The sequence below is a fragment of the Sulfurimonas sp. genome (assembly GCF_047622445.1).
Classification (GTDB): Bacteria; Campylobacterota; Campylobacteria; order Campylobacterales; family Sulfurimonadaceae; genus Sulfurimonas.
Genome location: NZ_JBLHOE010000053.1, coordinates 1 through 23,798, shown reverse-complemented (window position 1 = coordinate 23,798; position 23,798 = coordinate 1). Strand labels below are relative to the sequence as shown.

Annotated in this window: 22 protein-coding genes and 1 pseudogene; 14 read left to right on the top strand and 9 right to left on the bottom strand. The window is 31.6% G+C overall.

Features of this window, described 5'->3' with window-relative positions; translation table 11 throughout:
- Together ACI9TV_RS11685 and ACI9TV_RS11680 are read right to left on the bottom strand one after the other, a co-directional pair.
- A partial coding sequence (locus tag ACI9TV_RS11685) for a hypothetical protein (RefSeq protein ID WP_415250983.1) occupies window positions 1–537 on the bottom strand: 537 nt, incomplete at its 3' end.
- Window positions 537–1,616, bottom strand: coding sequence for an AAA family ATPase (locus ACI9TV_RS11680; protein ID WP_415250982.1), 1,080 nt, complete (start codon window positions 1,614–1,616; stop codon window positions 537–539). The genes ACI9TV_RS11685 and ACI9TV_RS11680, both read right to left, overlap by 1 nt.
- A gap of 174 nt (window positions 1,617–1,790) precedes the next feature.
- Between ACI9TV_RS11680 and ACI9TV_RS11675 the strand changes: the two genes are divergently transcribed.
- From ACI9TV_RS11675 to ACI9TV_RS11635, 9 genes and pseudogenes are all read left to right on the top strand, one after another.
- Complete coding sequence (locus ACI9TV_RS11675) at window positions 1,791–1,991, top strand: hypothetical protein (protein WP_415250981.1); 201 nt, start codon at window positions 1,791–1,793, stop codon at window positions 1,989–1,991.
- 67 nt (window positions 1,992–2,058) lie between these two features.
- On the top strand, window positions 2,059–2,469 hold the full coding sequence (locus ACI9TV_RS11670; RefSeq protein ID WP_415250980.1) for a Spy/CpxP family protein refolding chaperone: 411 nt from the start codon (window positions 2,059–2,061) through the stop codon (window positions 2,467–2,469).
- Window positions 2,470–2,873: 404 nt separating this feature from the next.
- Window positions 2,874–3,587, top strand: coding sequence for a hypothetical protein (locus tag ACI9TV_RS11665; protein WP_415250979.1), 714 nt, complete (start codon window positions 2,874–2,876; stop codon window positions 3,585–3,587).
- A 51-nt stretch (window positions 3,588–3,638) separates the two neighbouring features.
- Window positions 3,639–4,088 (top strand): annotated as a pseudogene (locus tag ACI9TV_RS11660) (esterase/lipase family protein); the annotation flags it as partial.
- 375 nt (window positions 4,089–4,463) lie between these two features.
- On the top strand, window positions 4,464–5,945 hold the full coding sequence (locus tag ACI9TV_RS11655; RefSeq protein WP_415250984.1) for a DUF2779 domain-containing protein: 1,482 nt from the start codon (window positions 4,464–4,466) through the stop codon (window positions 5,943–5,945).
- Between the two features lie 142 nt (window positions 5,946–6,087).
- Window positions 6,088–6,342, top strand: a complete 255-nt coding sequence (locus ACI9TV_RS11650) for a type II toxin-antitoxin system HicA family toxin (RefSeq protein ID WP_415250978.1) — start codon at window positions 6,088–6,090, stop codon at window positions 6,340–6,342.
- Window positions 6,335–6,679 (top strand): type II toxin-antitoxin system HicB family antitoxin, encoded by a 345-nt coding sequence (locus tag ACI9TV_RS11645; protein WP_415250977.1) that lies wholly within the window; start codon window positions 6,335–6,337, stop codon window positions 6,677–6,679. Before ACI9TV_RS11650 ends, ACI9TV_RS11645 begins: the two co-directional genes overlap by 8 nt.
- Before the next feature lie 113 nt (window positions 6,680–6,792).
- On the top strand, window positions 6,793–8,019 hold the full coding sequence (locus ACI9TV_RS11640) for an ADP-ribosylglycohydrolase family protein (RefSeq protein ID WP_415250976.1): 1,227 nt from the start codon (window positions 6,793–6,795) through the stop codon (window positions 8,017–8,019).
- A gap of 15 nt (window positions 8,020–8,034) precedes the next feature.
- Window positions 8,035–8,715 (top strand): superoxide dismutase, encoded by a 681-nt coding sequence (locus ACI9TV_RS11635; RefSeq protein WP_415250975.1) that lies wholly within the window; start codon window positions 8,035–8,037, stop codon window positions 8,713–8,715.
- Window positions 8,716–8,789: 74 nt separating this feature from the next.
- Here the strand turns inward: ACI9TV_RS11635 and ACI9TV_RS11630 are convergent, their stop codons facing one another.
- Both ACI9TV_RS11630 and ACI9TV_RS11625 read right to left on the bottom strand, forming a co-directional pair.
- Window positions 8,790–9,599, bottom strand: a complete 810-nt coding sequence (locus ACI9TV_RS11630; RefSeq protein WP_415250974.1) for a phosphate/phosphite/phosphonate ABC transporter substrate-binding protein — start codon at window positions 9,597–9,599, stop codon at window positions 8,790–8,792.
- 10 nt (window positions 9,600–9,609) lie between these two features.
- Window positions 9,610–11,880, bottom strand: coding sequence for an EAL domain-containing protein (locus ACI9TV_RS11625; protein WP_415250973.1), 2,271 nt, complete (start codon window positions 11,878–11,880; stop codon window positions 9,610–9,612).
- A gap of 411 nt (window positions 11,881–12,291) precedes the next feature.
- Here ACI9TV_RS11625 and ACI9TV_RS11620 point away from each other — a divergent pair, with 411 nt between their 5' ends.
- Complete coding sequence (locus tag ACI9TV_RS11620) at window positions 12,292–12,981, top strand: hypothetical protein (protein ID WP_415250972.1); 690 nt, start codon at window positions 12,292–12,294, stop codon at window positions 12,979–12,981.
- Window positions 12,982–13,296: 315 nt separating this feature from the next.
- On the opposite strand, the gene ACI9TV_RS11615 is transcribed toward ACI9TV_RS11620, so the two are convergent.
- From ACI9TV_RS11615 to ACI9TV_RS11605, 3 genes are all read right to left on the bottom strand, one after another.
- Entirely contained in the window at window positions 13,297–14,055 is a 759-nt protein-coding gene (locus tag ACI9TV_RS11615; RefSeq protein WP_415250971.1) for an N-acyl amino acid synthase FeeM domain-containing protein, read from the bottom strand.
- An 89-nt stretch (window positions 14,056–14,144) separates the two neighbouring features.
- Window positions 14,145–14,828, bottom strand: coding sequence for a response regulator (locus tag ACI9TV_RS11610; RefSeq protein ID WP_415250970.1), 684 nt, complete (start codon window positions 14,826–14,828; stop codon window positions 14,145–14,147).
- Window positions 14,821–16,659, bottom strand: coding sequence for a 7TM diverse intracellular signaling domain-containing protein (locus ACI9TV_RS11605; protein ID WP_415250969.1), 1,839 nt, complete (start codon window positions 16,657–16,659; stop codon window positions 14,821–14,823). Before ACI9TV_RS11605 ends, ACI9TV_RS11610 begins: the two co-directional genes overlap by 8 nt.
- Window positions 16,660–16,971: 312 nt before the next feature.
- Here ACI9TV_RS11605 and ACI9TV_RS11600 point away from each other — a divergent pair, with 312 nt between their 5' ends.
- The gene (locus ACI9TV_RS11600) at window positions 16,972–18,828 is read left to right on the top strand and encodes a flagellar assembly protein A (protein ID WP_415250968.1); all 1,857 of its coding nucleotides are present in this window, start codon (window positions 16,972–16,974) and stop codon (window positions 18,826–18,828) included.
- 298 nt (window positions 18,829–19,126) lie between these two features.
- The gene (locus tag ACI9TV_RS11595) at window positions 19,127–19,345 is read left to right on the top strand and encodes a cold-shock protein (protein ID WP_415250967.1); all 219 of its coding nucleotides are present in this window, start codon (window positions 19,127–19,129) and stop codon (window positions 19,343–19,345) included.
- A gap of 45 nt (window positions 19,346–19,390) precedes the next feature.
- On the opposite strand, the gene ACI9TV_RS11590 is transcribed toward ACI9TV_RS11595, so the two are convergent.
- Both ACI9TV_RS11590 and ACI9TV_RS11585 read right to left on the bottom strand, forming a co-directional pair.
- Window positions 19,391–19,675 carry a hypothetical protein gene (locus ACI9TV_RS11590; protein ID WP_415250966.1) on the bottom strand — a complete coding sequence of 95 codons (285 nt, stop codon included), beginning with the start codon at window positions 19,673–19,675 and terminating at the stop codon, window positions 19,391–19,393.
- A gap of 163 nt (window positions 19,676–19,838) precedes the next feature.
- Window positions 19,839–20,435 carry a peroxiredoxin gene (locus tag ACI9TV_RS11585; protein ID WP_415250965.1) on the bottom strand — a complete coding sequence of 199 codons (597 nt, stop codon included), beginning with the start codon at window positions 20,433–20,435 and terminating at the stop codon, window positions 19,839–19,841.
- Between the two features lie 207 nt (window positions 20,436–20,642).
- Here ACI9TV_RS11585 and ACI9TV_RS11580 point away from each other — a divergent pair, with 207 nt between their 5' ends.
- Both ACI9TV_RS11580 and ACI9TV_RS11575 read left to right on the top strand, forming a co-directional pair.
- A complete protein-coding gene (locus ACI9TV_RS11580; protein ID WP_415250964.1) occupies window positions 20,643–21,302 on the top strand; it encodes a ferritin family protein in 660 nt (219 codons plus the stop codon).
- A gap of 576 nt (window positions 21,303–21,878) precedes the next feature.
- On the top strand, window positions 21,879–23,798 hold a 1,920-nt coding region (locus ACI9TV_RS11575; RefSeq protein ID WP_415250963.1), incomplete at its 3' end, for a DUF4214 domain-containing protein.

Genomic DNA, 23,798 nt, shown 5'->3' with positions numbered 1-23,798 from the left:
ATAATTTTTTATAACACTAATTTTTTTTGATTCTCGTTGAAGATTATCAAAGCAGTTCTTAGTTTTTTCATTACTATATGATTTATAAAGTGGTAAAAGCCAGCATTCTAGAGAATGAATAGAAATAGCAAATATTATTTTTTCTTTATTTTCTTCATAAAAACTTTCTTTACTGTCAATTTGAGTCACTAATCGTTCAATAACTTTTTCAATTAATATTGTAATCGTTAACTCTATATTTTTAGAGTCAGTAGGACTTACATTAAAATTAGGATGCTGTGCATCATCTGTATCAATTTGGATAATAATATACTCACTATTCAAAACATCATCACGAAATCGGCTATCACTTAAATATGTAAGTAACAACTCCCAATTTCCAAAATCAGCTTGTTTTTTTGTTGTTTCATCAAATGGTGGTTGAAGAGCTTGAATTTCTTCATCTAAGTCATCAATATCTTTGTAGAAACCGCAGAGTATATTTTCTATGACTATTTGGTCTGTAATCCCTTCGCAAGCTAATCCAAATTTTGCCATTAAAAACCTTTAGGCAGTCCACCTAAATAACCACGAAGAAAGGCTTCTGAAAGTTTTAATGTCTCATCTGTTGATGATTTTGGCTTATCTTTAGCAGTTATATTTTTCATTCTTGTATGACCTTGTTTATTACGAGAGACTACAAAAAGTTTTTGTTCTTCATCATTTAAATCTATTCCATCAAGTATTGCAGGGTTGTGCGTAGTTAAAAATATCTGCTTATCATACTTTTCTGCTAAATCGCTTAAAATTGTCATGAGCTTTGTACATAATTTAGGATTTAAAGAAGCATCTATATTGTCTATAGCAAAAGCTTTTGGTGTCTCTTTTGCCACAATAAGGGTAATATAAAACAGTATAAATAAAAACCCCTCATTTGCGCTTCGTTGGTCAAACTCTTGGTACAAATATTTATCTTTTATTACAATTTTATTCTCGTTCGATTTTAAATCTGTTGGTATCTCAATATTTTCAAACCAGTTAAAAAGTTGTAATGATTTTATAATCGTTTCAATATGAGTTTTATCTTCATAATTGTTTATTACTTTTAGAAGTTTTAACAAGCCTTCACCATTAATACCTAATGGCTGAATTTGCCCCTCTTTTTCAAAAATTCTGAGTGCTGTGTTTTCAGGGGAATAAATAAGAAAATCAATAAGTTTTGTATTTAAGTGTATCATATATTTTTTCAATATTTCTGAATCTAAATCACCGTTAGATATTTCTAAATTTGCACTATTTGTATTATCTTCTTCCCATTTAGAATAATTAGTATTACGATTATAAAAACTATACTCTTTCTCTATATTATTATACTTAATTGCTATCTCAATATTTTCATCTTCATTATAATCACTAAAAGCACTACGCATTAAAATAGGTTCAGTAACTCTAATTCCTCGAGAAACTAAAAACTCATTATCCAACTTATTAGAATCACTAGCAGAAGTAAAAACAAGAGCTTCAAGTAGATTACTCTTGCCGGAACCATTTTCACCTATAAAAAGATTTACTCTAGCAACTTCTACCTGTAAGTCATAAATTGATTTAAAATTTTGAATATGAATTTTTTCTATCATTTACTCTTCTTAGTTCTAATTTATGGATATTATATCATACTAATATAATGAAAATTTAAATCTCAAGTAAAACTTTAGGGTAGCCTTGATGGAAATGTATGATCTATACTATTTTCAATCTTCATGAAAAAGGTTATCATACTAGAGCAATATAATTCAATAAAAAGGCGAACTATGTACTCATTAAGACTAGACATTGACAACTCAGTAGATTCAAGATTTTCATCTTTTGTAGAGCAGTTTAAAAAAGAAGATTTTTTAGTCTCCTCTGTTAAAGATGTTCAAAAAAGAGTAGCAGATGCAGAGAAAAATGAAAACTTCTCTTCCGATGAAGACTTTTGGTCTAACATAGATAAAAAAGTTAAAGGCTTATAACTTGTAAATCCTTCTAAACCTTGAGTTAATACAAATACTATATGATTACTCTAATAAAGGACAAAAAATGAAAACAAAATTTTTAATGCTATGTAGTGTATTGGTATTGGCTCTTGGGTCAACTAGCTTATATGCTAAACAAAAACCATTTCTCATTCATGGACAATTACCACATCTTACTAAAACTATAATGGTGTTATGGGATGATGAAGACTTGGCTCTCACTCCTGAGCAAAAAACAAAACTAAAACACATCAGACAAAGAACAATCGGTGGACTTGGTACTATAAAAGGTGAAGTTTTTCCACTTGAAGAAGAGATAGTCTCAGCAAGTAACAATGGAGCAAACCCAGATACTCTAGAAGACTCTCTTGATAAGTTAGCAGAACTAAGAGCTGAGGCAACAATGCTTCACCTTCGTTGTCTGTATGATACAAGAAATATACTTAGTCAAGAACAACTTGAGATAGTGGAATAAAGTAGCTTTTCTCTTATAACTAAGGTGTCATCTTCCTTGATGATGCTAAGTTCCTCAAAACAACCACAATATTTTTTGAAATATAGATTAATTTAATTATTTTATGTTAGAGTTAATCATATAGAAATATTATATTTTGAAGTGCAACTTCCATAGGTTTTTAGCCTTTGATGAACTCTTCGGCAGTCAAGATGAATGGAAATATTAGAAGCATTTCACGCCATAAAAGAGTAATACCGACAGATATTTTTGATTTCTCACGAGATGGAGATTAAAGAGATGTTTGAGCGGGTTGTGGAGTTGTAAAAATAATAGCTAGTTAATATCCGCTTCCATTCAGACAATAAGAACTAGATAATTAATTAGTTTTAGTTAGTAAAATAAAAAACTTAAGGACAAAATGAATGGAAAAGTATAGAGAATCATTAATAAAAAATGCTTGTGATTTTCAAGCAATGTCGGATGAAGCAAGAGAAATTGCAAGAAAAAAGTTCAGAAGAAAAGAAACAGAAGTAGAAAATACTATAAGAATAAGTATTGATGGGTTAATTGCCTCATTAATAAAGGAAACAGAAAATAAAATTGATATAGTTGATAAAAAAATATCTTTTAAACTGACACTAATATCATCTTATGTTAGAACACATTTCATAATAAATGATTTTTTATTAAATGGAGATTTAGTAGAAGCTTCAATTTTAATGAGAAAACAATTAGAAACTGTTGCAAGATTAAACGAATTAGATTCAAAAAGTCTTGAAAAACTTCTTGGAAGAACTCCAAATGTAGGAAATATTTTAAATGGGGAAAGTGGGAAAATTTATGGACTTTTATCAGGAATAGCCCATTCTTCAAGTCATAGAATAGGTGAATTATTATCTGTTATTGAAGATGGAGAAAAAATTGGTGTATCAAATCTTCCAACATATTCAGAACATGCTCACTCAGGTTGGGATTTAAATACTTTTATATCATTTAATTTTTTATTTCATTTATTAGAATGTGTAGAAAGATGGTACCCAAAAAAAGATTTTTCTAAATATTCAGACTTCTTATTTCCTACATTTGTAATAGCTGTTAAAAATGGAACAATAAATATTCCTGAAAAGAAAAAATAGGATAAAGATGAGATTTGAAATTCAATTATAACAAATAGGAAAATAACTTAAATGAATATACACTTTAAAGTCAAAAATAACAGTCAACACTTAATATTATTTGTTCATGGTTTACAAGGAAGTAAAGAAACATTTTATACTCAAGAAGATAAACTATTTTTTCATGAGTATTTAGAACAACCTATTCTTAATCATGTAGACATTGGATACCTAGAATATCATACAGAAGATATAGTAGGCAAAAAAAGTTTTAAATTTATTCTATCCAAGATATTTATGCCATTTAAAAATGACTCAATAAATAATTTAAATATTGAAGAATTGTCAACATCTGCATCGCACAGAATAGAAGAAGTTATATCTCAATATGAAAGTGTTAACTTTATTTGTCATAGTATGGGAGGATTGATAGTAAAAGGGGCTTTAATAGAAAATGAGAATATACAAGATAAAACTATTTTTTATATTACCTTAGCGACCCCGCATAGAGGAACAAATAAAGCAAAATATTTAAATGGAATGAATAGACAAGTAAAATCACTTGAAGAAAACTCACAAATTATTGAGTACTTAACAAATCATTATTTTAGTATTAAAAATAAATTTAATAGACATTATTATCGAGCCACTGATGAATCATGGGTATTACCAAAAGAAAATGCGTTTCCAATTTCCGAGCATATGCATACAAGCCCCGTAGACGCTAATCATAATGATATAGCTAAACCTAGATTTAATCTATACCTATCACCACTTATTTATGATATAAACAAAAAAATAAAAGACTATCTTTCTCTAAATAAAATAATTTTAAAAGAACTCTACAATATAAAAACAGAAACATTGAAGGAATTATATATGATAGATACAAAAATAATTAATCTATCAAAGTCTCTCTACACCCGTGGCATTCAATGTTCAAAAGCTCTTTGGTTAAAAAAACACAAATCATCTGTACTTTCACTTCCAAATGCATCGGCTGAAGCAATTTTTGAAACTGGTAATATTGTAGGAGATTTAGCATGTGAACTTTTTCCAAATGGGAAAAAAGTAGGATTTGGAAAAGGCTTCGAGGAGATGCTCTATACAACTAAGCAGTATATTGAAGAAGATACATCAAACATCTATGAGGCTACATTTGCTTACGATGGAATTTTGGTTATGCTGGACATACTCCACATAGATGGAGATGGTATTAGTATCTATGAGGTTAAAAGTTCTACCTCTGTAAAAGACATATATATTCATGATGTATCAATTCAATACTATGTTCTTAAACATTTAGGCTTTAATATAAAAAGTGCAAATGTCATTCACCTAGATAACTCTTACGTCAGAGGCGATGAGCTAAACATTGGTGAACTGTTTTCTGTGGTAGATGTCACTCAAGAGGTTCAGAGTCTTCAAGCAAATATTCCTCACATTTTAGGAGAGTTTGAGAACTACCTGAGTGACAAAACAACTGAGCCAGACATCGACATAGGGAAGCACTGTAAAAACCCTTATGAGTGTGATGCTAAAGATTATTGTTGGAGAGTTCAGAGAAGTATCCCTGAGTACTCGGTGTTTAACATTTTTAACCTTGGAAGTAAAAAGCAAGTAGAACTTTATGAAAAAGGCATAGTAGACATAAAAGACGTACCCGACTCATTTGCTATGACAGCCAAACAAGCCCAAGCAGTCAGTAACTACAAATCTGGCGTCACACACATAGATAAAGAGCTAATAGAAGAGTTTTTAAATACCTTTACCTATCCAGTGTATCATCTAGATTTTGAGACTTTTCAACAAGCTATACCAGAGTTTAAAGGCATAAGTCCGTTTATGCAGATACCGTTTCAGTATTCGTTACACATAGAGCATGAAGATGGAAGGTTAGAGCATTGTGAGTTTTTAGCCCAAGACGGTGAAGACCCAAGAGAGTTGCTTGCACAAAAGCTGTGTGAAGATATACCGCGTGATGTAACAGTACTAGCGTACAACATGGGCTTTGAGAAAGGTGTCATAAGAAAACTGGCATCAAACTACCCAGAACTTAGTGAGCATTTACTTTGTATTCACGACAACATAAAAGACCTCATGACACCGTTTGGGCAAAAGCATTATGTAACTCCAAGCATGAATGGAAGCTACTCCATAAAGTATGTATTACCAGCTTTAGTTCCTGAGATGCAAAATGCATACAAAGAGTTAGATGGTGTACAAAACGGTGGCGAAGCTATGAACGCATTTGCTAACATGTCTAAGCTTGGTGAAGTAGAGAAAGAACAAATGCGAAACTCTCTTTTGGAGTACTGTAAACTTGATACGTTGGCTATGGTTCGGGTGTTGGGGAAATTAAAGGAAGTTTGTAAGTAAATAAACCCTTCATTTTGTCATACTTTTCTACATAAATTTATTTTTATGAAATAATATAAAAATATAAAGGAAAAGTTATGAATGAAAATAGTACAAAAACTACAATATTGACTTTGCAACTAAATAGTGGTACCATTATATTATGAGTAGGAAAGATAAACTGCTCAAAAAGTTTTTGCATATACCCATAAAAAAAGATTTAACTTTTAGTGAGTTAGAGACACTTCTTGTAGTGTACGGATATGTAAAAATAGAAGGAAATGGTTCGGCTGTGAAGTTTTTCAACAAAGAAAAAGATAGTTTGATAAACCTACATAAGCCACATCCTAATGATATCTTAAAGACATATCTTGTTAAGCAGATTCAAGAGAAATTAAAGGAGCTTGGTAATGGCTAATACTATAGAATACAAAGGCTACATAGGAAGTATAGAATACTCTAGTGAAGACAAATGTTTCTTTGGAAAGTTAGAGATGATAGACGACTTAGTTACTTTTGAATCTGATAATGCTAATGACCTTGAAAAAAACTTTCATGACTCTGTAGATGAGTATCTTCAAACATGTAAAGAACTTGGTAGGGAACCGCAAAAAGTTTACAAAGGTGTTTTCAACGTTAGAATCAACCCAGAGTTACATAAGAAAATATATAAAGAAGCCCTCAAGACTGGTATGTCACTCAACTCGTTTGTACAACAAACTTTAGCAAATAGGGTTTTGAAAATACATTCATAGACAAGCTTCTCCAAATCCCTTTATATTTCAATTAGTACCAAAGCTTAAGCATAAAATTTGCTAGATAGATATAAGATATTTTAATATATATTAATTCTGGAAAAGGATTTATAATGAAAAATATAGCTCAGGTAAAGAATGCGCTCTGGGGCTTATTTATATCTGACTCTCTTAGTATGCCTGTTCATTGGTACTATAAACGTGAGTATATAAAAAAAGACTTTGGGCAAATCACTGGTTACAATGATGCCCTACATCCACATCCCGAATCTTTTATGGTTGCAAATACCTACTTTCCAAACCTCGAAACTGCAAAAAAATTAAATCGTCGCTACGACATACTACACAAGCATAGCCATTTTTATAACACAACATACAGTCATTTAGACATAGAAACAAAAGTCCATGATGGTGAACATGCAAACATGATGCCAGAACTTGATGAAAGGTACCATTATCATCATGGCTTAAAAGCAGGTGAAAATACACTTGGAGCTAATCTTGTACGAGTACTTATGCGAAGTGTAATCAAAAACAAAGGCTACAATCAAGATAGTTTTTTAGATGACTTTGTAGAGTACATGACATCAGCAGGTACAAATAATGATCCATATTTAGAGATTTATCTTCGAGATTGGTTTGAAAACTACTCTGAAGGTTTACCACCAGCCTTGTGTGCACAAAGTCAAAGACAAAGATGGTCTATAGGTTCTCATGGAGGAATCATTCGCCCGCTTGTTTTGTCACTCACTACAAAAAGTGCTTTTGAAGGTTTGGGTGTGGCTGTCAGTCATCAAAATCTTACACACAGTTCTCAAAATGTATCTTCAGCACTTGGTTCTTTAGTTCCGCTTTTATCAAACTTACTTAATGGGAATGAAGAATTCGAAACTCTTAAGAAGTCTTCACAAGAGATAGCTCTCATAAAGATACATGGTGAAGAGTTGTCTAAGATATATTTTTCATCTAATGGACCGGGAAATATTCCAAAAGATCAGATGTGGAAACTTCATACAGAGTTTTCAAGTAACTACTTAAGTGAGATACTCCCAACTGCTACAGATGAAAGCATGATAACAAAACGTTTTGCAACGTCTTGTTACCCAGAACATGGAGTTCCGTTAATTTATTATTTTTTACATAAAAATAAATTTGATTTTCTCCCTTGTCTTTTAGATAATGCAAATGCTGGAGGAGATAATGTTCATAGAGGGATGATCTTAGGCTTGTTAGTTGGCTCAGTAACTAAGAAAATCCCTGAGTCTTTAAAGCAGGGTCTCTTAAAACATGAAGAGCTAGAAAATGAAATAGAGGACTTTGTAAAGTTCTGTAATTTATAAATAAAGGAGTTTATTATGGGTTTTGAATTAATGGAGTTACCATTTGAGGTAACAGGATTGGAGCCGTATATTTCGGCAGAAACTATAGAGTATCACTACTCTAAACATCATGCCACTTATGTTGAGAAGCTAAATGGCCTCATAAAAGGAACGAAGTACGAAAACAGTACCCTCCAAGAGATAGTACAAGGGGCTGATGATGGAATCTTTAACAATGCAGCGCAGGTGTATAACCATGATTTTTATTGGAATGGACTAACTGGTACTGCAACCATTGCATCGACTGAATTATCTACTCTTTTGAATGAAAATTTTGGTTCGCTAGAAGGATTTAAAGAAAAGTTTTTTAGTGCTGCTGTAGGACTGTTTGGATCTGGATGGGTATGGTTGATTTTAACAGATGAAGGAAAACTAGTCATTGAAACAACATCTAATGCTGGCTCGCCTATACGTTATGGGAAAAAAGTATTGTTAACGTGTGATGTTTGGGAACATGCATACTATATTGACTATCGTAATCTACGTCCAAAATATCTTCAAAATTGGTTTAAAGTGATTAATTGGAAGTTTGTATCAGATAATTTTGCACAAGCAAAAAGCAATTTAAAATCAGAATATACGCAATTATGTAATGATGATGAGGAAGTGTGTGATTATATTGATCCAATGCAAGAAGATGAGCATATAGCTTTATAAATCGAGACTATTTTAAATATTTATGAAAAGAAGCATTGCGGAGTTGTGAAATTTGGGAGACTGTAAAATGAACTTTACTCGTTTTCTTCCTCTTGAGTATTAAGCCCTTTTGCTAACTCTCTGATAACATCATATTCACTATCGTCTGTCTTTATTAATCTTTTAATATTGAGACTTTTTAACAAGTCATGGGGTATACTTAATAAAGCACTTTGAATTTCAGCCTTTTGTTGTGTAGTTAAGCGTTTGTGAATAGCAATCGGATGGCTTGGATAAGCGCTTGTTTTATATACAATTGATAGTTTGTCTTTTGTTTTCTTGTCCTCTAGATTTTTAAATGTTCTGATTATCCCACCACCGAAGTCTCCAACATCCCGTGCAATACATTTATAAACAGAATCATGTGAATTCACGTATAAGACCTTTGCGTCTTTATCGACATCGAAATTAAAGAACTTCTTTAGCTCATACTTTGTTAGTAATGTTGCAGCGAATGCTTTTGGTGCAGGAAAGAGAAAGGTTTTACCTTTAAATTGCTTAGCTTCAAAGGCTTTGTCTAATTTTTGAGAAAGTAAAATACCTTGTATAAGTTTGTCTGCACGTGCAAGAGCCTGGTAACTTTCTTTTTCATGAGCAATTACATAGTGGTAAGGGTTCATATAGGCAATATCATAATTGCCTGCATAAAGTTCTTCTTCAAATTTTGGAATATTCATTTCAGTTTTAAATGTTACCTTCTTATGTAAACGTTGAGATAAATAATCTGCAATAGGTTGCCATTTTTGAATGAGTACGACAGGACTTTGTTGTGGTACTACACCTAAAATAATTTCTTGAGCATTTAAGCTAGTCATTAAAATAAATATATAAAGAATTAATCTCATTTTACACCTTTCATTGTATAGGATTATGTTTAGGTTCACCAATAAAATAGCCTTGAGAATAATCAATGTCTAAGGCTTTGACAATCTCAAAAACTTCTTCGGTGCTAACATATTCGGCTATGGTTTTCATATTGTTCTTTTTAGCAAAGTCTACAATCGTCTCAACAACCTTATACGCATTTGGATTTTTATGGATATTTTTGATCATGCTTCCATCGATTTTTATATAGTCAGCTTGTAGTTTCATTAGGTATTCAAAATTTGAGTATCCTGTTCCAAAGTCATCTATGGCGATTTGACAGCCGAATTTTTGAATGGTGAATATAAAATGTTCCATAGAATCAAAACTATTGATACTTTCACTTTCTACAATCTCAAACACAATACGGTTTGCATAACTAATATTGCTTAGTTTATTATAAAGATAAGCCATTATATCTGGATTTACAATGTCTTCTATCGTAAGGTTGATGGAGAAAGATTTAGTGCTTTTTGCGACTTCTTCAAAACATCTGTCAATTACCACTCGGGTAATCTGAGGATATAATCGAGCGCGCTTTGAGATATCTAAGAAGAAGTATGGTGAAATAATATCTCCATTCTCATCCTGGAGTCTCACTAAGGTCTCATACTTCTCAATCTCGTTCGTTTTATTGTTATAGATGGGTTGAAAAAAACTTAAGATACGATGTTCTTTTAATGCAGATTTTAATTTAGAAGTCCATAAGAGATTGTTTTTATATTCTTCACCCACTTTTAAAACGTTGGAGTAGATAATGTAAGGGACGTTGTTTCGTCTTGCAGTATGATGTGCAATAGTAGCTTGCTCAATTAAGTTACTTTTTTCAAATGCGAACCCTAGTGTTAATGAGAGATTAATATCATATTCAAGTACAGTTAAATGATTTACTTGAATATCGTGTTGAAAATTTTTTATTCCTTGAATGAATTCATCTTGATTACCCTCAGTTAAGACTGCAAATTCATCAGAATGCAATCTATAGATATGGTAGTTGTCTAAATCAAAATAATCAAAAAGTTTTTTACTAAAAATTTTAAGAACTTGATCTCCTACCTTGTGACCATAGAAGTTGTTAATCTCTTTAAACGCCTGTATATCCAAAATTGCCAATAATGGTTCCTTAGTTTTTGGTATGTCTTGTAATAATTTAAAACGATTTCCAAGACTAGTCAATGCGTCGGTTTGAAACATTTGTTTTAAACTCTCTTTACTGTTAACTAACTCGGTAATATCATAGCGTAGCGCTAAAAATTCAACAATTTTTGAGTTTTTGTCTCGTAGGGGGATAACAGTTATATTTACATAAAATGAACTACCATCTTTACGTATGTTCTTTAAAATACCATTCCATATATTTCCGCTTAAGACCTCTTTCCACATTTTTTTAAAGACTGATATTGGAGTATTTGGATGCCTTAACATATTATGCGGCATACCTATTAACTCATCTCGAGTATAACCTATAATAGAACAGAATGCATCATTTACATAGGTAATTCTTCCTTCGATATCTCCCTTAGAAACAATACTCCCTGCATCCACTGCTCGCTCATATTCTTTTAGTATTTGGATGTTTGTTGTAAGTACTTCGTTAGTATGCTTTAATTCTAAAGAGCGTTCATTCACTCTGTCTTGCATCAAAATCATAGCATTGGCTAATTCTCTAACTTCATCATGGCTCGTGATTTTAGGAATATTTACTGTGTTAATAAACTTGTTACCAATAGATTTAATAGATTGGGTTAAAAGATCAAGATTCCTAGATAATCTGAATCCAACGAGAAAGGAAACTATGATGGAAACTAACAACTCAGTAAGGATGATAAGTAAGGTTTTATACTTGTTATCCTGGATTTCTTGATAGTCTTTTGTAAGGTCTAACCATAAGTTTAATGTACCAATAGTGTATTCATCAATTTTAATAGATTCTGATATTTGTTCCATTGCTGAAAGTTTTTCTTTATCTAAGCCATCAAACGCGACAACACGATCATCCTTATCGAGCACTTCTGCGGATACAATATTATCTAAGGTAATAAACCCATGTAAAATATTATCAAGGGTACCAAGATCATAAATTGATAATGGTGTTGCAACTAGTTTGGCACCTAAAACTTCAAGTGCTGTGATTCTTTGATCAATAAAACGTTGCGTATTATTTTCTATGGATGTGAAGTTTACTGTTGCAATCATAATTAAGAAGAAGAGTTCTATAGTTACAAAGGATAGAATAAACTTGTACTTAAATGACATTTTCATATAAACTCCTTTTTCATTATTTCTGACATTATAATAGATTATAACTTATTTATTAATACTTGAAAATTAATATCCTTACGTGTATAAAGTCCGAAGCAAGAAAGAAATAATGTAAAAAAACACTGCTTCAAACTCAAACAGTAACTACGAAAAGGTCTTGCATTAAGTATAAATGAATACAATTGAGAAGTACAAATATATTCGATCATTTTAAATAAAGGAAATGTTATGGCAAAAGGTAAAGATTCTCAAAAGTCTGTTAAGAAACAACCAACAAAATCGTTAAAAGAAAAACGTAACGATAAAAAGGCAAAAAAATCTTCATAAGGATTTTTTAAAACACTCCTTTTGGAGTGAATCTCCCCTTTACAAACCCTTCATACATAATCATCATATAAGGAAGTATATTTAATGAGAAGCATATTTATTTTGACTTTACTATCCCTAAGTTTGTTTGCAGAGGGTAAGAGTTTACACTTAGTATCTGCGGAAATGATTAACTATGATTACACTGGTAGCACGCAGGGTTTTAAAGATGCAAAAGTTTCTTATACTCTACCTGGTGTTAGTTACACGTATATGGATAAAAACTATATAGCCTTAGCATCTGTAAAATATAGTCAAAACCAAAACATCGGCTACACAGCTTTAGGCAGTACAACTATAGTTTTAGAGCAAAAGGGTTGGAAGTATGAAGTAGGAGCTGGGTATAAGTTTTATCTTGGTAAAACGTTTTTTGTTGGACCAGCACTGCTCTTTAGCGATACATACACAACGCTAGATCAAATTATAGGTACGAGAACCATTCGAACACTCAAACATGACACCGACCTTAGACTATATGGTTTAGTTGGATGCAACATCACAAAATCTACACTCATCTTCGGTGCCATTGAACTTGATAACGATCTCTTAAGTAACAACTATAAAAAGGATTATTCTCAGTATAATGTGACGGGAACCCTCTATCAATTTCTTGAGAAAGACTTTTTTCTTTATTTAAAGTATGAACAATCACTAAGAGGTAAAAATGCCACAGGTACAGTCTCAGGGAACAAAAACTATGTTGGTTACGGTTTCGGGATGGGAATTAGAATATAAAATAAAGTAAAATATTGTTCTTGTGACGCTAGCTGTGACACAGATAGTATAGAATATGGTATGAACAATAATTTTAAACTCCGTACCGTTATTCTTGGCGTACATACGAGCATAGTTGATATCGTTATTAAAAATATGTCATTTGATGGGCAAACTGTCACACATAGTTTCTCTCCGGATTACGACATAATAACTTTTAAGACATTCGACTGCATGAAGGTAATCCCAACCATCCAGTTATATGCACCCTTCATTAAAGTTATTATGCCTCTCGAATTAGATAAAGAAATCCAAAAAAACTAAAAACATTCAAATTTATCTTAAAAATGTCCGTTTAAAAAAATTGGATGCTAGATTTGGATTCCATGACATTATTAAAAATGGTATGTCGATTTCTCCATTACTTGAGAGTTCTTCAAATATTTTATAACCTCCAAATTTTGAGTATAATTTATAATGTTCCTTTAAAATTGCAACAATAGTGACCTCTATGTCATTAGAGATAAAAAGATGATAAATACTCTGTGTTAAGTACTTAAATTCTAGGCTCAAGCCTTTATGATTATTTTTAATTACAAATCTAGAAAGTTCTCCAAATGTATGGTACTTTTGTCTGATGTTTCCAAAGGAGTACATATCTTCAACTGGAAGTTTATTGTTTGAGTCAAATATAAATCTTACTGTGCCACTTATTTCATCGTTTTCTTGAAAGTACATGATGGCAGAATTCTTATCAAATTTATCAAAGTTGAGGCCTTCTATCGCATCTGGATATTGATGGTGAAATCCGGAGTTTGTATAAACCTGACTTCGAAGTTGGAAGATTTTCACAAGTTCTTCTGCTGTGTTTACAAGTTTTACGTGAGGGTTGGTTTCTTCCCAATGTAGACCTCTATTAAAAGTGATACTTTCATCTATGATCTCTTCTAAGGAAATTCTGCTTTTCAACAACTCTAAAGCTTGCTGTTGTTGTAGGATGAAACTGCTTGGTAAGTGGTCTTGCGTTTTGTTAAAACTAATGTCAACTAAGTTTTGTAATTGCTCTAAGGCACTGTTGTGGTTTATGTAAATCATTTTTTTATCCTATGTTTGAAGTAGGAATGATTGTACTAACGAGGTGTCACAGCTAGCGTCACAAAGAGGAGTTTAGGGAGGTTTAAAGCTTATTTATTGAGTTTGTATCCAAAAGAGGGGATTGTTTCTATAAGTTTGAATTCTAACTTAGAACGTAAACGGTAGACGAGAGTTCTAAAAGCACTACCAGACATATTTTTTTCTGGCCAAATATAATCTTCTATACTAGATAAAGTAATGATCTGTCCATTTGCTTCGACTAAAAGTTGCAAGAGTTTCGTCTCATTTGTACCGAGTAGTATAGGCCGATCTTTATAGTAAAGATTATTGTTTTTTTCATCATAATAATAATCAGACCCGATATGTGTATAGTCATCATTAATAGTAGTTAGTGTGTCGTTTTTTATTTTGTAGATACTTAGTAGTATACTAGATTTTAATTCCTCTCTTTTAAATGGTTTAAGTAAGTAGTTTACCGGATTGGTTTGAATCGCTTTTTGCATTGTGTCATCGTCTGAAAAAGCGGTTAGATATATGATGGGGATATCTTTTGTCTTTTTAATTTCTTGAACTATTTCAATCCCACTTTTACTATTGGCAAGACTAATATCCATAAAGATAATGTCGGGTGTATGAGATGCTACGCTAGCTATAGCATCGTCGTAGTTTGTCACACTATCGGTAATACTGTATCCGAGTTTGAGTAAAGTTCTTTCAATATCAAGAGCAACTATTGGCTCATCCTCAACTATAAGTATCTTAAATTCATTCATCATTGTCCTTCCATGTTATTTTTACACTAACGCCATCTTCTGATTGTAAGTTGATTTTACCGTGGAGTTTTGACTTTACCAAACTGTTTACCAAAACGAGACCTAGAGAGTTTGAAGATATCTTTTTATGGTATCCAATCCCATCATCAACGACAGATAAGAGGTATAAGTTATCAGCTTTAGATAGTTCTATATATAAGTTTCCCGTGTTGTTTGTAAATGCATGTTTAAAAGCATTTGTTGCTAACTCATTAAGAATAAGACCACAGTATATTGCTTGGTCTATGTGAAGATCTGTTGAAATTGCTAGGTGAATTTTTATGTTTTTGGCATAACTTTCTTGTATCTCATCTGTTAGAAGTACAAAGTAGTCATTTGCATTGATGTTAGATACATCCGTTTGGTAGTACAGCAATTCATGCAAGTGGCTCATGGCGGTAATTCTGTTGTAGGTTGTTGAGAGTATATTTCTTACATACAAATCATCGATGTCATCTAGTTGCAGTCTGATTAAAGAGATGATGGTTTGCATGTTGTTTTTTACTCTGTGATTGAGTTCTTTGAGAAGCATCTCTTTTTCATCGGCGATGTTTTTTAAATCCCGCGTTTTTTCTTCAACCTTGATTTCTAATTTCCTTTGCTCATTTCTTTGCTGAAAAAGTAGTTGATTGTTGGCACTTTCTTTTTCTTCTTGGAGTCGTTTTTTACAGTCCGCTAAAGCGATAGAGAAAATGACAGCTTCGAGCACAAAAGCTATCTCAACTATATACCGATGGGATTGGTGGATGTCAAATAGCCCGATACTAGATAGATACATAAAAGTACCTGCGAACATAACAACAAACCATCCAAACAATATAAAGTAAGCTTGACGATTGTGTTTATATGCTGCGTAAACAGTCATTAGCACTAAGTACACTTGCAATATTAAAGTAAATATATTTCTAAACTGGTTGAATGGGTTACTAACAATTAAAATTACTATGATGAAAGGGAAAATTACTAGGTAAACGCTTAAGATACTGTTATATACTTTATACTGATTTAGTTTTAAAAATGATTTAGTGAATAAGGCTAAAAAGAATATAGGAAGTGCCACAACAATAGGGGCGTATTCGATAAAAGCAATTCTTAGATTTTGTGTAAAAATATAACTATTTGACATACCGGTATATATCATTTGATGTGCGATAATCCCAAAAAGATAAAGGACGTAATATAAATAACTTATATCTTTAGTGAAAAAATAAATAAATAAATTGTAAATAGCAAGGATCAACATAGAAGCAAAAAACAAACCTAAGATAAACTGATGTTGGACCTCTTTTTCATAAAATGCACGAGTATCCCATATCTTTAGTTTCACAATGAGAGTAGTAATGTGAGAGGAGGCTTTTATGTAATATGTCTTTGACTCTTGTGGGTTCAAAGTTATTTTAAAGATTGGGTTGGTTGTTTTTCTATCTGGACTTACTTGGTATAAACCTTCTTTTTGTGACGTTTTAGAAAGCTCATCAAACAACTCTATATGTGTAGTGAGTGGATTGTCATATTCTATAGTATTATGTACATCTTTGTTTGTTGTGTTTGTAAGGGTAAACTTCACCCATACGTTAAAGTCAGGTGCATAGCCATACGCTAAAAATTCTTGCTCATTCTTTATAAACTCTACATCTTTATGAAGAATATCTGTAAACGTGAGAGTTTGAGACTTGTCTATGTACACTTCTGACTGAGAAAGTATGTTATGAAATTCTGTCTTATTATCTATACTGATCGCTTGTGCATTGATGATACAAATAAAAAAAATGACTATAAAAGACTTCAACATTAACCCTACTCCTTTCACACTAAAATGATTGCTTTTTATTTACGATAATTATAATATAAAGTAACTATTTTCTATCTTGTGACGTTAGCTGTGCCATGAATTATATATAATCGTAGTAATGGACAAGAGCGATTGAAAGAACTGTTTTAGATGTCTTTGTAAACACTTTAATCTATCCAATCTAAGCTTGATACTTTAGTTACGGTTCTGGTATTCGGTAAATTGAAAAAAAATTATTAGGAAGTTAAATGAATTTTATGTATAATAAAATATAATTTTTAGTAATAAGCATCTTAAAGGGAAAACTCCAATATGATAAATCCCATTACCGTTGTTACCAACAATGTTGGAAAAGAACTAGTACGTATTGCTGCACAAAACTCACTATCTGCATCTCAACTTTACATCGAAATTAATTCTGTTAAAACATTTGTTAAGTCTGCCGACTCAGAATTTATAGAAATATTTGCTAATGATCTTAGTAAATACAAAGATGAAGCTTATCTGCGAGACAGCACTATTGAATTTGAACAAGAATACAACATAGAAGTAAACTCCATGTATGACGACGACCCATTTAAGGATATGCTTTGTGACATAGAATTTGAAGAGAATGATACTCTTGCATACCTTGTTATAAGAAAGGGTTCAAAGCTAAAGTATTATGACGAACTTTATACCGATTTTCTAAATTATATTATTGAGCAAAAACTACGCTCAAATATAATGCTTTATCTATTTGATGCAGATTATAAAGGGAGCGTTAAAGGCTTTGTCGATGTTATAGAAAAAATAAACAAAATACTATTTAAAGAAGATAAAAAGATTCTGATTTCTAAAGGTTTAAATACGATAGAATCAATTCATTCTGATATATCTATGCTTATTGAAGAGAACAATGATGTTGGTGCTGAGGATAGTGAAGGGAAAGTCGATTATTCTAACAGGGGCTTTTTGTTAAGTTGTGCAGAGGGTGAACAACTATTTGAATTTATTAAGCCTCAGCAAGGTAAACATGGAAGAAACTGTAAAGGAAAATTTCTTGAAGTTGAGACTATAAACCTAGATTCAAATCCAACATTTACAGTTGAAGGCGGTATTGAGGTTCAGGATAGTTTTGAGCATATAAAATATTTTTCAAACAAAAGCGGTTACGTTGTGAAGAAAGGAAATCAGTATGAGGTATCAAATAGTATCGATGTGGATGAGATATCTTTTAAAACTACTGGAACAATTAACTCTGATTTAGAATCAGAGATATCTATAAATGTAATAAAAAATGATCCTTTAGAAGATGCTATTGAAGAGGGTATGCATGTTAAAGTGCAAAGACTATCAGTAAAAGGGAGCATCGGACCTAGCACTAAAATAGAGGCACGTGAAATATATATAGATGGTCAAACTCATAATGAATCTTACATAAAATGTGTTAATGCCAAGATAGGACAGCATAGAGGTAAGATTATAGGACGCAGGGTTGAAGTGAAAACACTTGAAGGTGGTGAAATTATTGCTGATGTAGCAATTGTAAAGAATGCTGTGCGCGGGAGTATTCAAGCAAAAATTATCGAGATAGAGATCCTTGGTTCACATGTGACAATGGAAGCTTCTGAATATATTCAAATAGATATAGTAAAAGGTGAAGAAAATAGATTCATTATCGATACTACTATAAAGGGCGCTTTTGATAATAACAATAAAGAAGAGAACACAGCCTATTTAGAAAAGCTTCAAGAAGAGTTAAAACCCCTCTTGAGAATACTCAAAGAGACTACTGCAAAAGTAAAAAAGAATTTAGAACCTTGTGAGAAGATAAAAGCTGCAATTATTAAGAATAAAAATCTAGGGGTACAGATACCTGCTACTCTTGTTAAAAATTTCAAGTTATGTCAAATAATGAAAGTACATTATAAGAAGTTAAAAGAAGATTTTGAATATAAAAAAGATCAAATTGAGATACTAAAGAAAAAGATTTTCAGCAGTGCTGTAGATATCTTAGATACAAAGATTATTGTGAATCAGCCAATTAGGGGATATAACAGTATTAAATATAGATTAAGCAACCCTCCCCGGGAAATTAATTTAAAGATAAATGAAAGCATGCATAAAAAAACATTTAAACTTATGGAAGATGAAGAAGGTATCTTGAAAATTGTCAATATAGATTGAAGATTTTTATATTTATAAAATACTCAGGTATTTATCTAAAGAAAGGCTAGATTTAGACCCTTATATGAGTAAATTTGTAAATGAGAGACACTTTTAACTAACTATTGTTGCAACTTACAACACAAATGGTTTTTATTCAGCTATAATACTGCTAATGAAAGATGATCCGAGTTACATCTTTAGACTGTTTTGTATTGACGACCTTTGGTTTCCAGTTTAATCTGCCTAAAAATAAAGCTTCATATTAGATTTTCAACCACCTTAGCAATGAGGTGTATTAAAACAAAAAGGTATTACAATGGCAACATTATCAAACGGTACAGTTAAATGGTTCAACAGCGACAAAGGTTTCGGTTTTATCGAGCAAGAAAATGGTGGTAAAGATGTATTCGTACATTTCCGTCAAATTAACAGCAATGGTTACGACCGTGTTTCACTTAACGAAGGTCAAAAAGTTACTTTCGAATTAGGCGAAGGCGAAAAAGGCCCTCAAGCAGAAAACGTTACAGGTCTGTAATCTTTCTTTGAGCGGATTTTTCCGCTCATATTATTTCAACCCTCTCTATTTTTCCTCAACTTTAAACTTATAATACTCTTTATTTAAGTACAGACTTACATCTTTAATTTCGTCATCAAACCAAGGTGCAGCTGAAGCTGTAGCACAAGAAGTTACCATAGAATGAAGTTTATCAAAGTTACTGATTTTGTCTTTTCGATATTTGAACTTGTTTACACTATGGCATTGAACACAATTTGCTTCGTCAAACATTTCTTTTGCCTCTTGCATATCTGAAAAAGCATTAGTTGTAAGAAGTAGTGGTACTGTAAAAGCGAGAATTTTTAACATTATTGATCCTTTAAAATGATAGAAAAAATTTATCAGTCATTATAATAAAATATTATTTAAATATTTATTGGTAATAAAATTAGTTTTGAATTGTTATGATATGAGAATAATGAAAAGAGGAAAGAACTAACTCCCACAAAAAGTGAGAGTTAAGAAGAAGTGATTATAAATCGCCTTCGTGCTTACCAAGATACTCAGCAACACCTTCAGTTGTAGCTTTCATACCTTCATCACCTTTTGTCCAACCAGCAGCACATACTTCACCATGTTCATCAGTAAATTGCATTGCATCTACCATACGAATCATTTCGTCAATGTTACGACCAAGTGGTAAATCATTAACTACTGAGTGACGAACTACACCTTTACTATCAATTAAAAATGAACCACGTAAAGCTACTGCTTCACCAAAAAGAACATCATAATCTTTAGAAATTTGCTTTGTAAGGTCAGCTACAAGTGGGTAACCAACACGGCCAATACCACCGTTGTTAATTGGAGTTTCTCTCCATGCAAAGTGAGAAAATTGAGAATCTACTGAACAACCGATAACATTTACACCACGATCTTGAAATTCTTTAAGTCTGTGATCAAAAGCGATAAGCTCTGAAGGACATACAAAAGTAAAATCTAGTGGATAGAAAAATAAAACTGTACCTTTTTCTCCCATGTTTTCTGATAATTTGAAGTCATCAACGATTGAACCGTCACCTAAAACTGTTGTTGCTGTAAAGTCTGGAGCTTGATTTGTTACGATCATATGTATATCCTTGTGTGTTATTAAATTTATTGTGGAATTCTAACTGAAAATAATTAACAAAACTTAGAGATAGTAAAGTAATATACTACTTTAAGGACAACCTTTATCTTTATGTCGAAGACATAGAAGAATATATTTATTTATAGATAATAATTATCCTTTAAGTTTAAAAGGAGTATAATTCTTGAATAAACATAGGAGTTTAAGATGAGACAGTATGAAACATATAAATGTAATAAATGTGGAAACGAAGTTGAAGTACAAAGCGTAGGTGGTGGCGAACTTCATTGTTGTGGTCAAGCAATGGAAATGACTACAGAAAACTTAACAATGGTTAATTTAATGAAAGCATTTGCTGGAGAATCTCAAGCTAGAAATAAATATGAATACTTTGCAAAAGTTGCACAAAAAGAGGGTTACAGAGATATAGCAGAACACTTCCAACGTGCTGCAAATAATGAAAAACAGCATGCAAAAATGGAAATTGCATTAAATAATAGAATGGCAAATGATTCTGAAGACAGTTTTGGGACAACCGCTGAAAATCTTCAATACGCTATAGACGGCGAAAGCTATGAGAATGTGACAATGTATCCTGATTTTGCTGCTATTGCAAAAGAAGAAGGTCATAAAGAAGCTGCCAGATTATTTACTGGAATAGGAAAAATTGAAGTAGAACATGAAAAAATGTTTCAAATGCTTTTAGAAAGACTGAATGCTGGTGCAGAACACCTTAGTGATGATGAAGAAGAATCATGGATCTGTGAAGTATGTGGACATGTACATTATGGAAAGAAAGCTTTAAAAACTTGCCCAGTTTGTAAACACGGTGAAGAATATCAATCAAGATTGAATTCTAAGAAATAAATTTTCTAAATAAAGTACGTAAAATATTCAAGTTAAGAATATTTATGTGCTTTATTCCCTCTATTAATAGACAATAACATAATCCAAACAATCTCTTCTCATTAATTATTTTCAATCGATATTATAAATTCATCATTTCTAATTATATACGTATTAAATACTTTTGTATGTCTTTTATATATAATTAAGCAAGTTATAGTGTCTAATATACACGATATATCGTATACTATTATTTTAGTTATAATTTTCTTGATTTATAGAGCTAGACTCTATACTTAAATAAGGAAAATCGATGACTAAAGAGTACATATTTACTTTCGAGTCCGTAACAGAGATTTGATAAATAAAAGTAAATAACAGCATATAATTTGTGTACCTTATTTACATTTAGTTTTTGATTATAAAATAATGTATAATTTGATTTTTTTTATGTTATCCTCCTATCTTCATTAAATCTTCACTTTAATATCCTAAAATATTACCTACAAAGAAAGTTTTATTATGTTGTATAGTATTGTCTATTAGTATAATGATGATATTATTTCTTTAAGACTATCTGAATCAGAGGAAATAAATATGAAAAAAGAAAAAATAACTTTATTAAAGTCAGCAGTAGCTTTAGGTTTAATGCTGAGTTTATCAACGAACACATACGCAGCAACAATAGAAGATAAAATTGCTGGACTTTATGTCGCATTTTTTAACAGAGCAGCTGATAAGTCAGGATTAGAACATTGGGAAAATCAAGCTTCATTACTTGGTGAGGATACAGCAGTAAAAACATTAGCAGCTGATTTTGCAGAACATCCTAAGTTTACTTTTTTATATTCTACCTTAGCTGATGAAGAGTATGTAGAAGCAATATATATTAATAGTCTAGGGCAAGCTGGAGATAGTGAAGGTATTAACTATTGGAAAGGTCTCATAGACAATGGAATGACTAGATCAGATATGGTAGCTTCATTTATATCTTCTGCATTAGACTTTCAAAGAACAGATCCACAATATGCTTCACTATCAGATGAAGTACTAGATGTAGCACAGAAAAGAAGAGATCTATTAGCTAATAAAGTAGAAGTATCATTAGAGTTTGTAAATACTTTAGCTGAAGAAACAAACTTAGAGTCAACTACAGATGCAGAAGATCCAGATGCTCTTGATGCTGATGAAGCATATGCAGCTTCTGTTGCCATGATTTCTGGTATTACTCATGATTCTGCTACAAAAGATGTAGCTAAGAATTTAATAGCTACTATAAATTCAGGGAATGGCGATGCTATAAAAGTAATTAATGAAATTATAAGAACAAATGGTCTCATTACTGATGATTTTAATATAATTGCTTCAGCAATTAATAGAATTAATGTCCCTGCTATGAGTTTAATTAAAGGTACTGTGCCTGGTACTCTTATAGAAGCGTTTTGTTCTGATGGAAGTTATTATCAAGTAGATTCTGTTGACAATAATACAAGCTTACACCCATTTGAAATACTAATTCCAACTGATCTAAATTGTAGATTAGTAATGACAACAAATGAGGATGATAATGAATCAAAAGTTATTACACCAATAGGTATTTCAGATATTAATGGAGATGGAACTTTATTTAAATCTACAGGAGAAACTATTGACCTGGGTAATATACCGTTGGCAATGAGCCGTGATGAAATTAATGATGAAAATAATGATGGTGTTTCAGATGATATTTATTATTTATCTAATGCAGCATTAGTTCGTATTGAACTAGAAAATGACCCTATGGATATAGATGGTGACGGTCTTGTAAATATTTATGAAGATGATGATAATGATGGCGTGAATAATCATGATGATAATGATGATGATGGTGATGGAATACCAGACATTAGTGACAATGATCATAATAATGATGGAATTAATGATAATGATTATGATGGCGATGGTATAAAAAATGACGTAGATCAGGATATAGATAATGATCAACTTTTAAATACCAATGATGATGATGATGATAATGATGGACTGGATGACAATATAGATTCAGATGATGATAATGATGGATTAGAGGACAGTATAGATTCTGACCATGCACATGATGATGCAAACGATAGCTCAAATGATGATTCAACTGGTTCTAACGATGTAAATGATAATGTAAACCATGATTCAAACGATTCAAATGATGATGTAAACCATGATGCAAATGACGATTCAAATGATGATGTAAACCATGATTCAACTGACGATTCAAACGATGATGTAAATGATTCAAATGATGATGTAAACCATGATTCAACTGACGATTCAAATGATGATGTAAACCATGATGCAAATGATGATTCAAACCATGATTCAACTGACGATGCAAATGATGATTCAAACGATGATTCAAACGATGATTCAAACGATGATTCAAACGATGATGTAAACCATGATGCAAATGATGATTCAAACCATGATTCAACTGACGATTCAAACGATGATGTAAATGATTCAAATGATGATGTAAACCATGAT

What these genes read in the sequence shown, in the direction of transcription:
- ACI9TV_RS11600 (WP_415250968.1), top strand. Translation starts at nt 16,972, where the DNA reads ATGATAAATCCCATTACCGTTGTTACCAACAATGTTGGAAAAGAACTA.
- ACI9TV_RS11630 (WP_415250974.1), bottom strand. Translation starts at nt 9,599, where the DNA reads ATGAGATTAATTCTTTATATATTTATTTTAATGACTAGCTTAAATGCT.
- ACI9TV_RS11620 (WP_415250972.1), top strand. Translation starts at nt 12,292, where the DNA reads ATGAGAAGCATATTTATTTTGACTTTACTATCCCTAAGTTTGTTTGCA.
- ACI9TV_RS11625 (WP_415250973.1), bottom strand. Translation starts at nt 11,880, where the DNA reads ATGAAAATGTCATTTAAGTACAAGTTTATTCTATCCTTTGTAACTATA.
- ACI9TV_RS11615 (WP_415250971.1), bottom strand. Translation starts at nt 14,055, where the DNA reads ATGATTTACATAAACCACAACAGTGCCTTAGAGCAATTACAAAACTTA.
- ACI9TV_RS11605 (WP_415250969.1), bottom strand. Translation starts at nt 16,659, where the DNA reads ATGTTGAAGTCTTTTATAGTCATTTTTTTTATTTGTATCATCAATGCA.
- ACI9TV_RS11665 (WP_415250979.1), top strand. Translation starts at nt 2,874, where the DNA reads ATGGAAAAGTATAGAGAATCATTAATAAAAAATGCTTGTGATTTTCAA.
- ACI9TV_RS11670 (WP_415250980.1), top strand. Translation starts at nt 2,059, where the DNA reads ATGAAAACAAAATTTTTAATGCTATGTAGTGTATTGGTATTGGCTCTT.
- ACI9TV_RS11680 (WP_415250982.1), bottom strand. Translation starts at nt 1,616, where the DNA reads ATGATAGAAAAAATTCATATTCAAAATTTTAAATCAATTTATGACTTA.
- ACI9TV_RS11645 (WP_415250977.1), top strand. Translation starts at nt 6,335, where the DNA reads ATGGCTAATACTATAGAATACAAAGGCTACATAGGAAGTATAGAATAC.
- ACI9TV_RS11585 (WP_415250965.1), bottom strand. Translation starts at nt 20,435, where the DNA reads ATGATCGTAACAAATCAAGCTCCAGACTTTACAGCAACAACAGTTTTA.
- ACI9TV_RS11650 (WP_415250978.1), top strand. Translation starts at nt 6,088, where the DNA reads ATGAGTAGGAAAGATAAACTGCTCAAAAAGTTTTTGCATATACCCATA.
- ACI9TV_RS11580 (WP_415250964.1), top strand. Translation starts at nt 20,643, where the DNA reads ATGAGACAGTATGAAACATATAAATGTAATAAATGTGGAAACGAAGTT.
- ACI9TV_RS11675 (WP_415250981.1), top strand. Translation starts at nt 1,791, where the DNA reads ATGTACTCATTAAGACTAGACATTGACAACTCAGTAGATTCAAGATTT.
- ACI9TV_RS11595 (WP_415250967.1), top strand. Translation starts at nt 19,127, where the DNA reads ATGGCAACATTATCAAACGGTACAGTTAAATGGTTCAACAGCGACAAA.
- ACI9TV_RS11610 (WP_415250970.1), bottom strand. Translation starts at nt 14,828, where the DNA reads ATGAATGAATTTAAGATACTTATAGTTGAGGATGAGCCAATAGTTGCT.
- ACI9TV_RS11635 (WP_415250975.1), top strand. Translation starts at nt 8,035, where the DNA reads ATGGGTTTTGAATTAATGGAGTTACCATTTGAGGTAACAGGATTGGAG.
- ACI9TV_RS11640 (WP_415250976.1), top strand. Translation starts at nt 6,793, where the DNA reads ATGAAAAATATAGCTCAGGTAAAGAATGCGCTCTGGGGCTTATTTATA.
- ACI9TV_RS11590 (WP_415250966.1), bottom strand. Translation starts at nt 19,675, where the DNA reads ATGTTAAAAATTCTCGCTTTTACAGTACCACTACTTCTTACAACTAAT.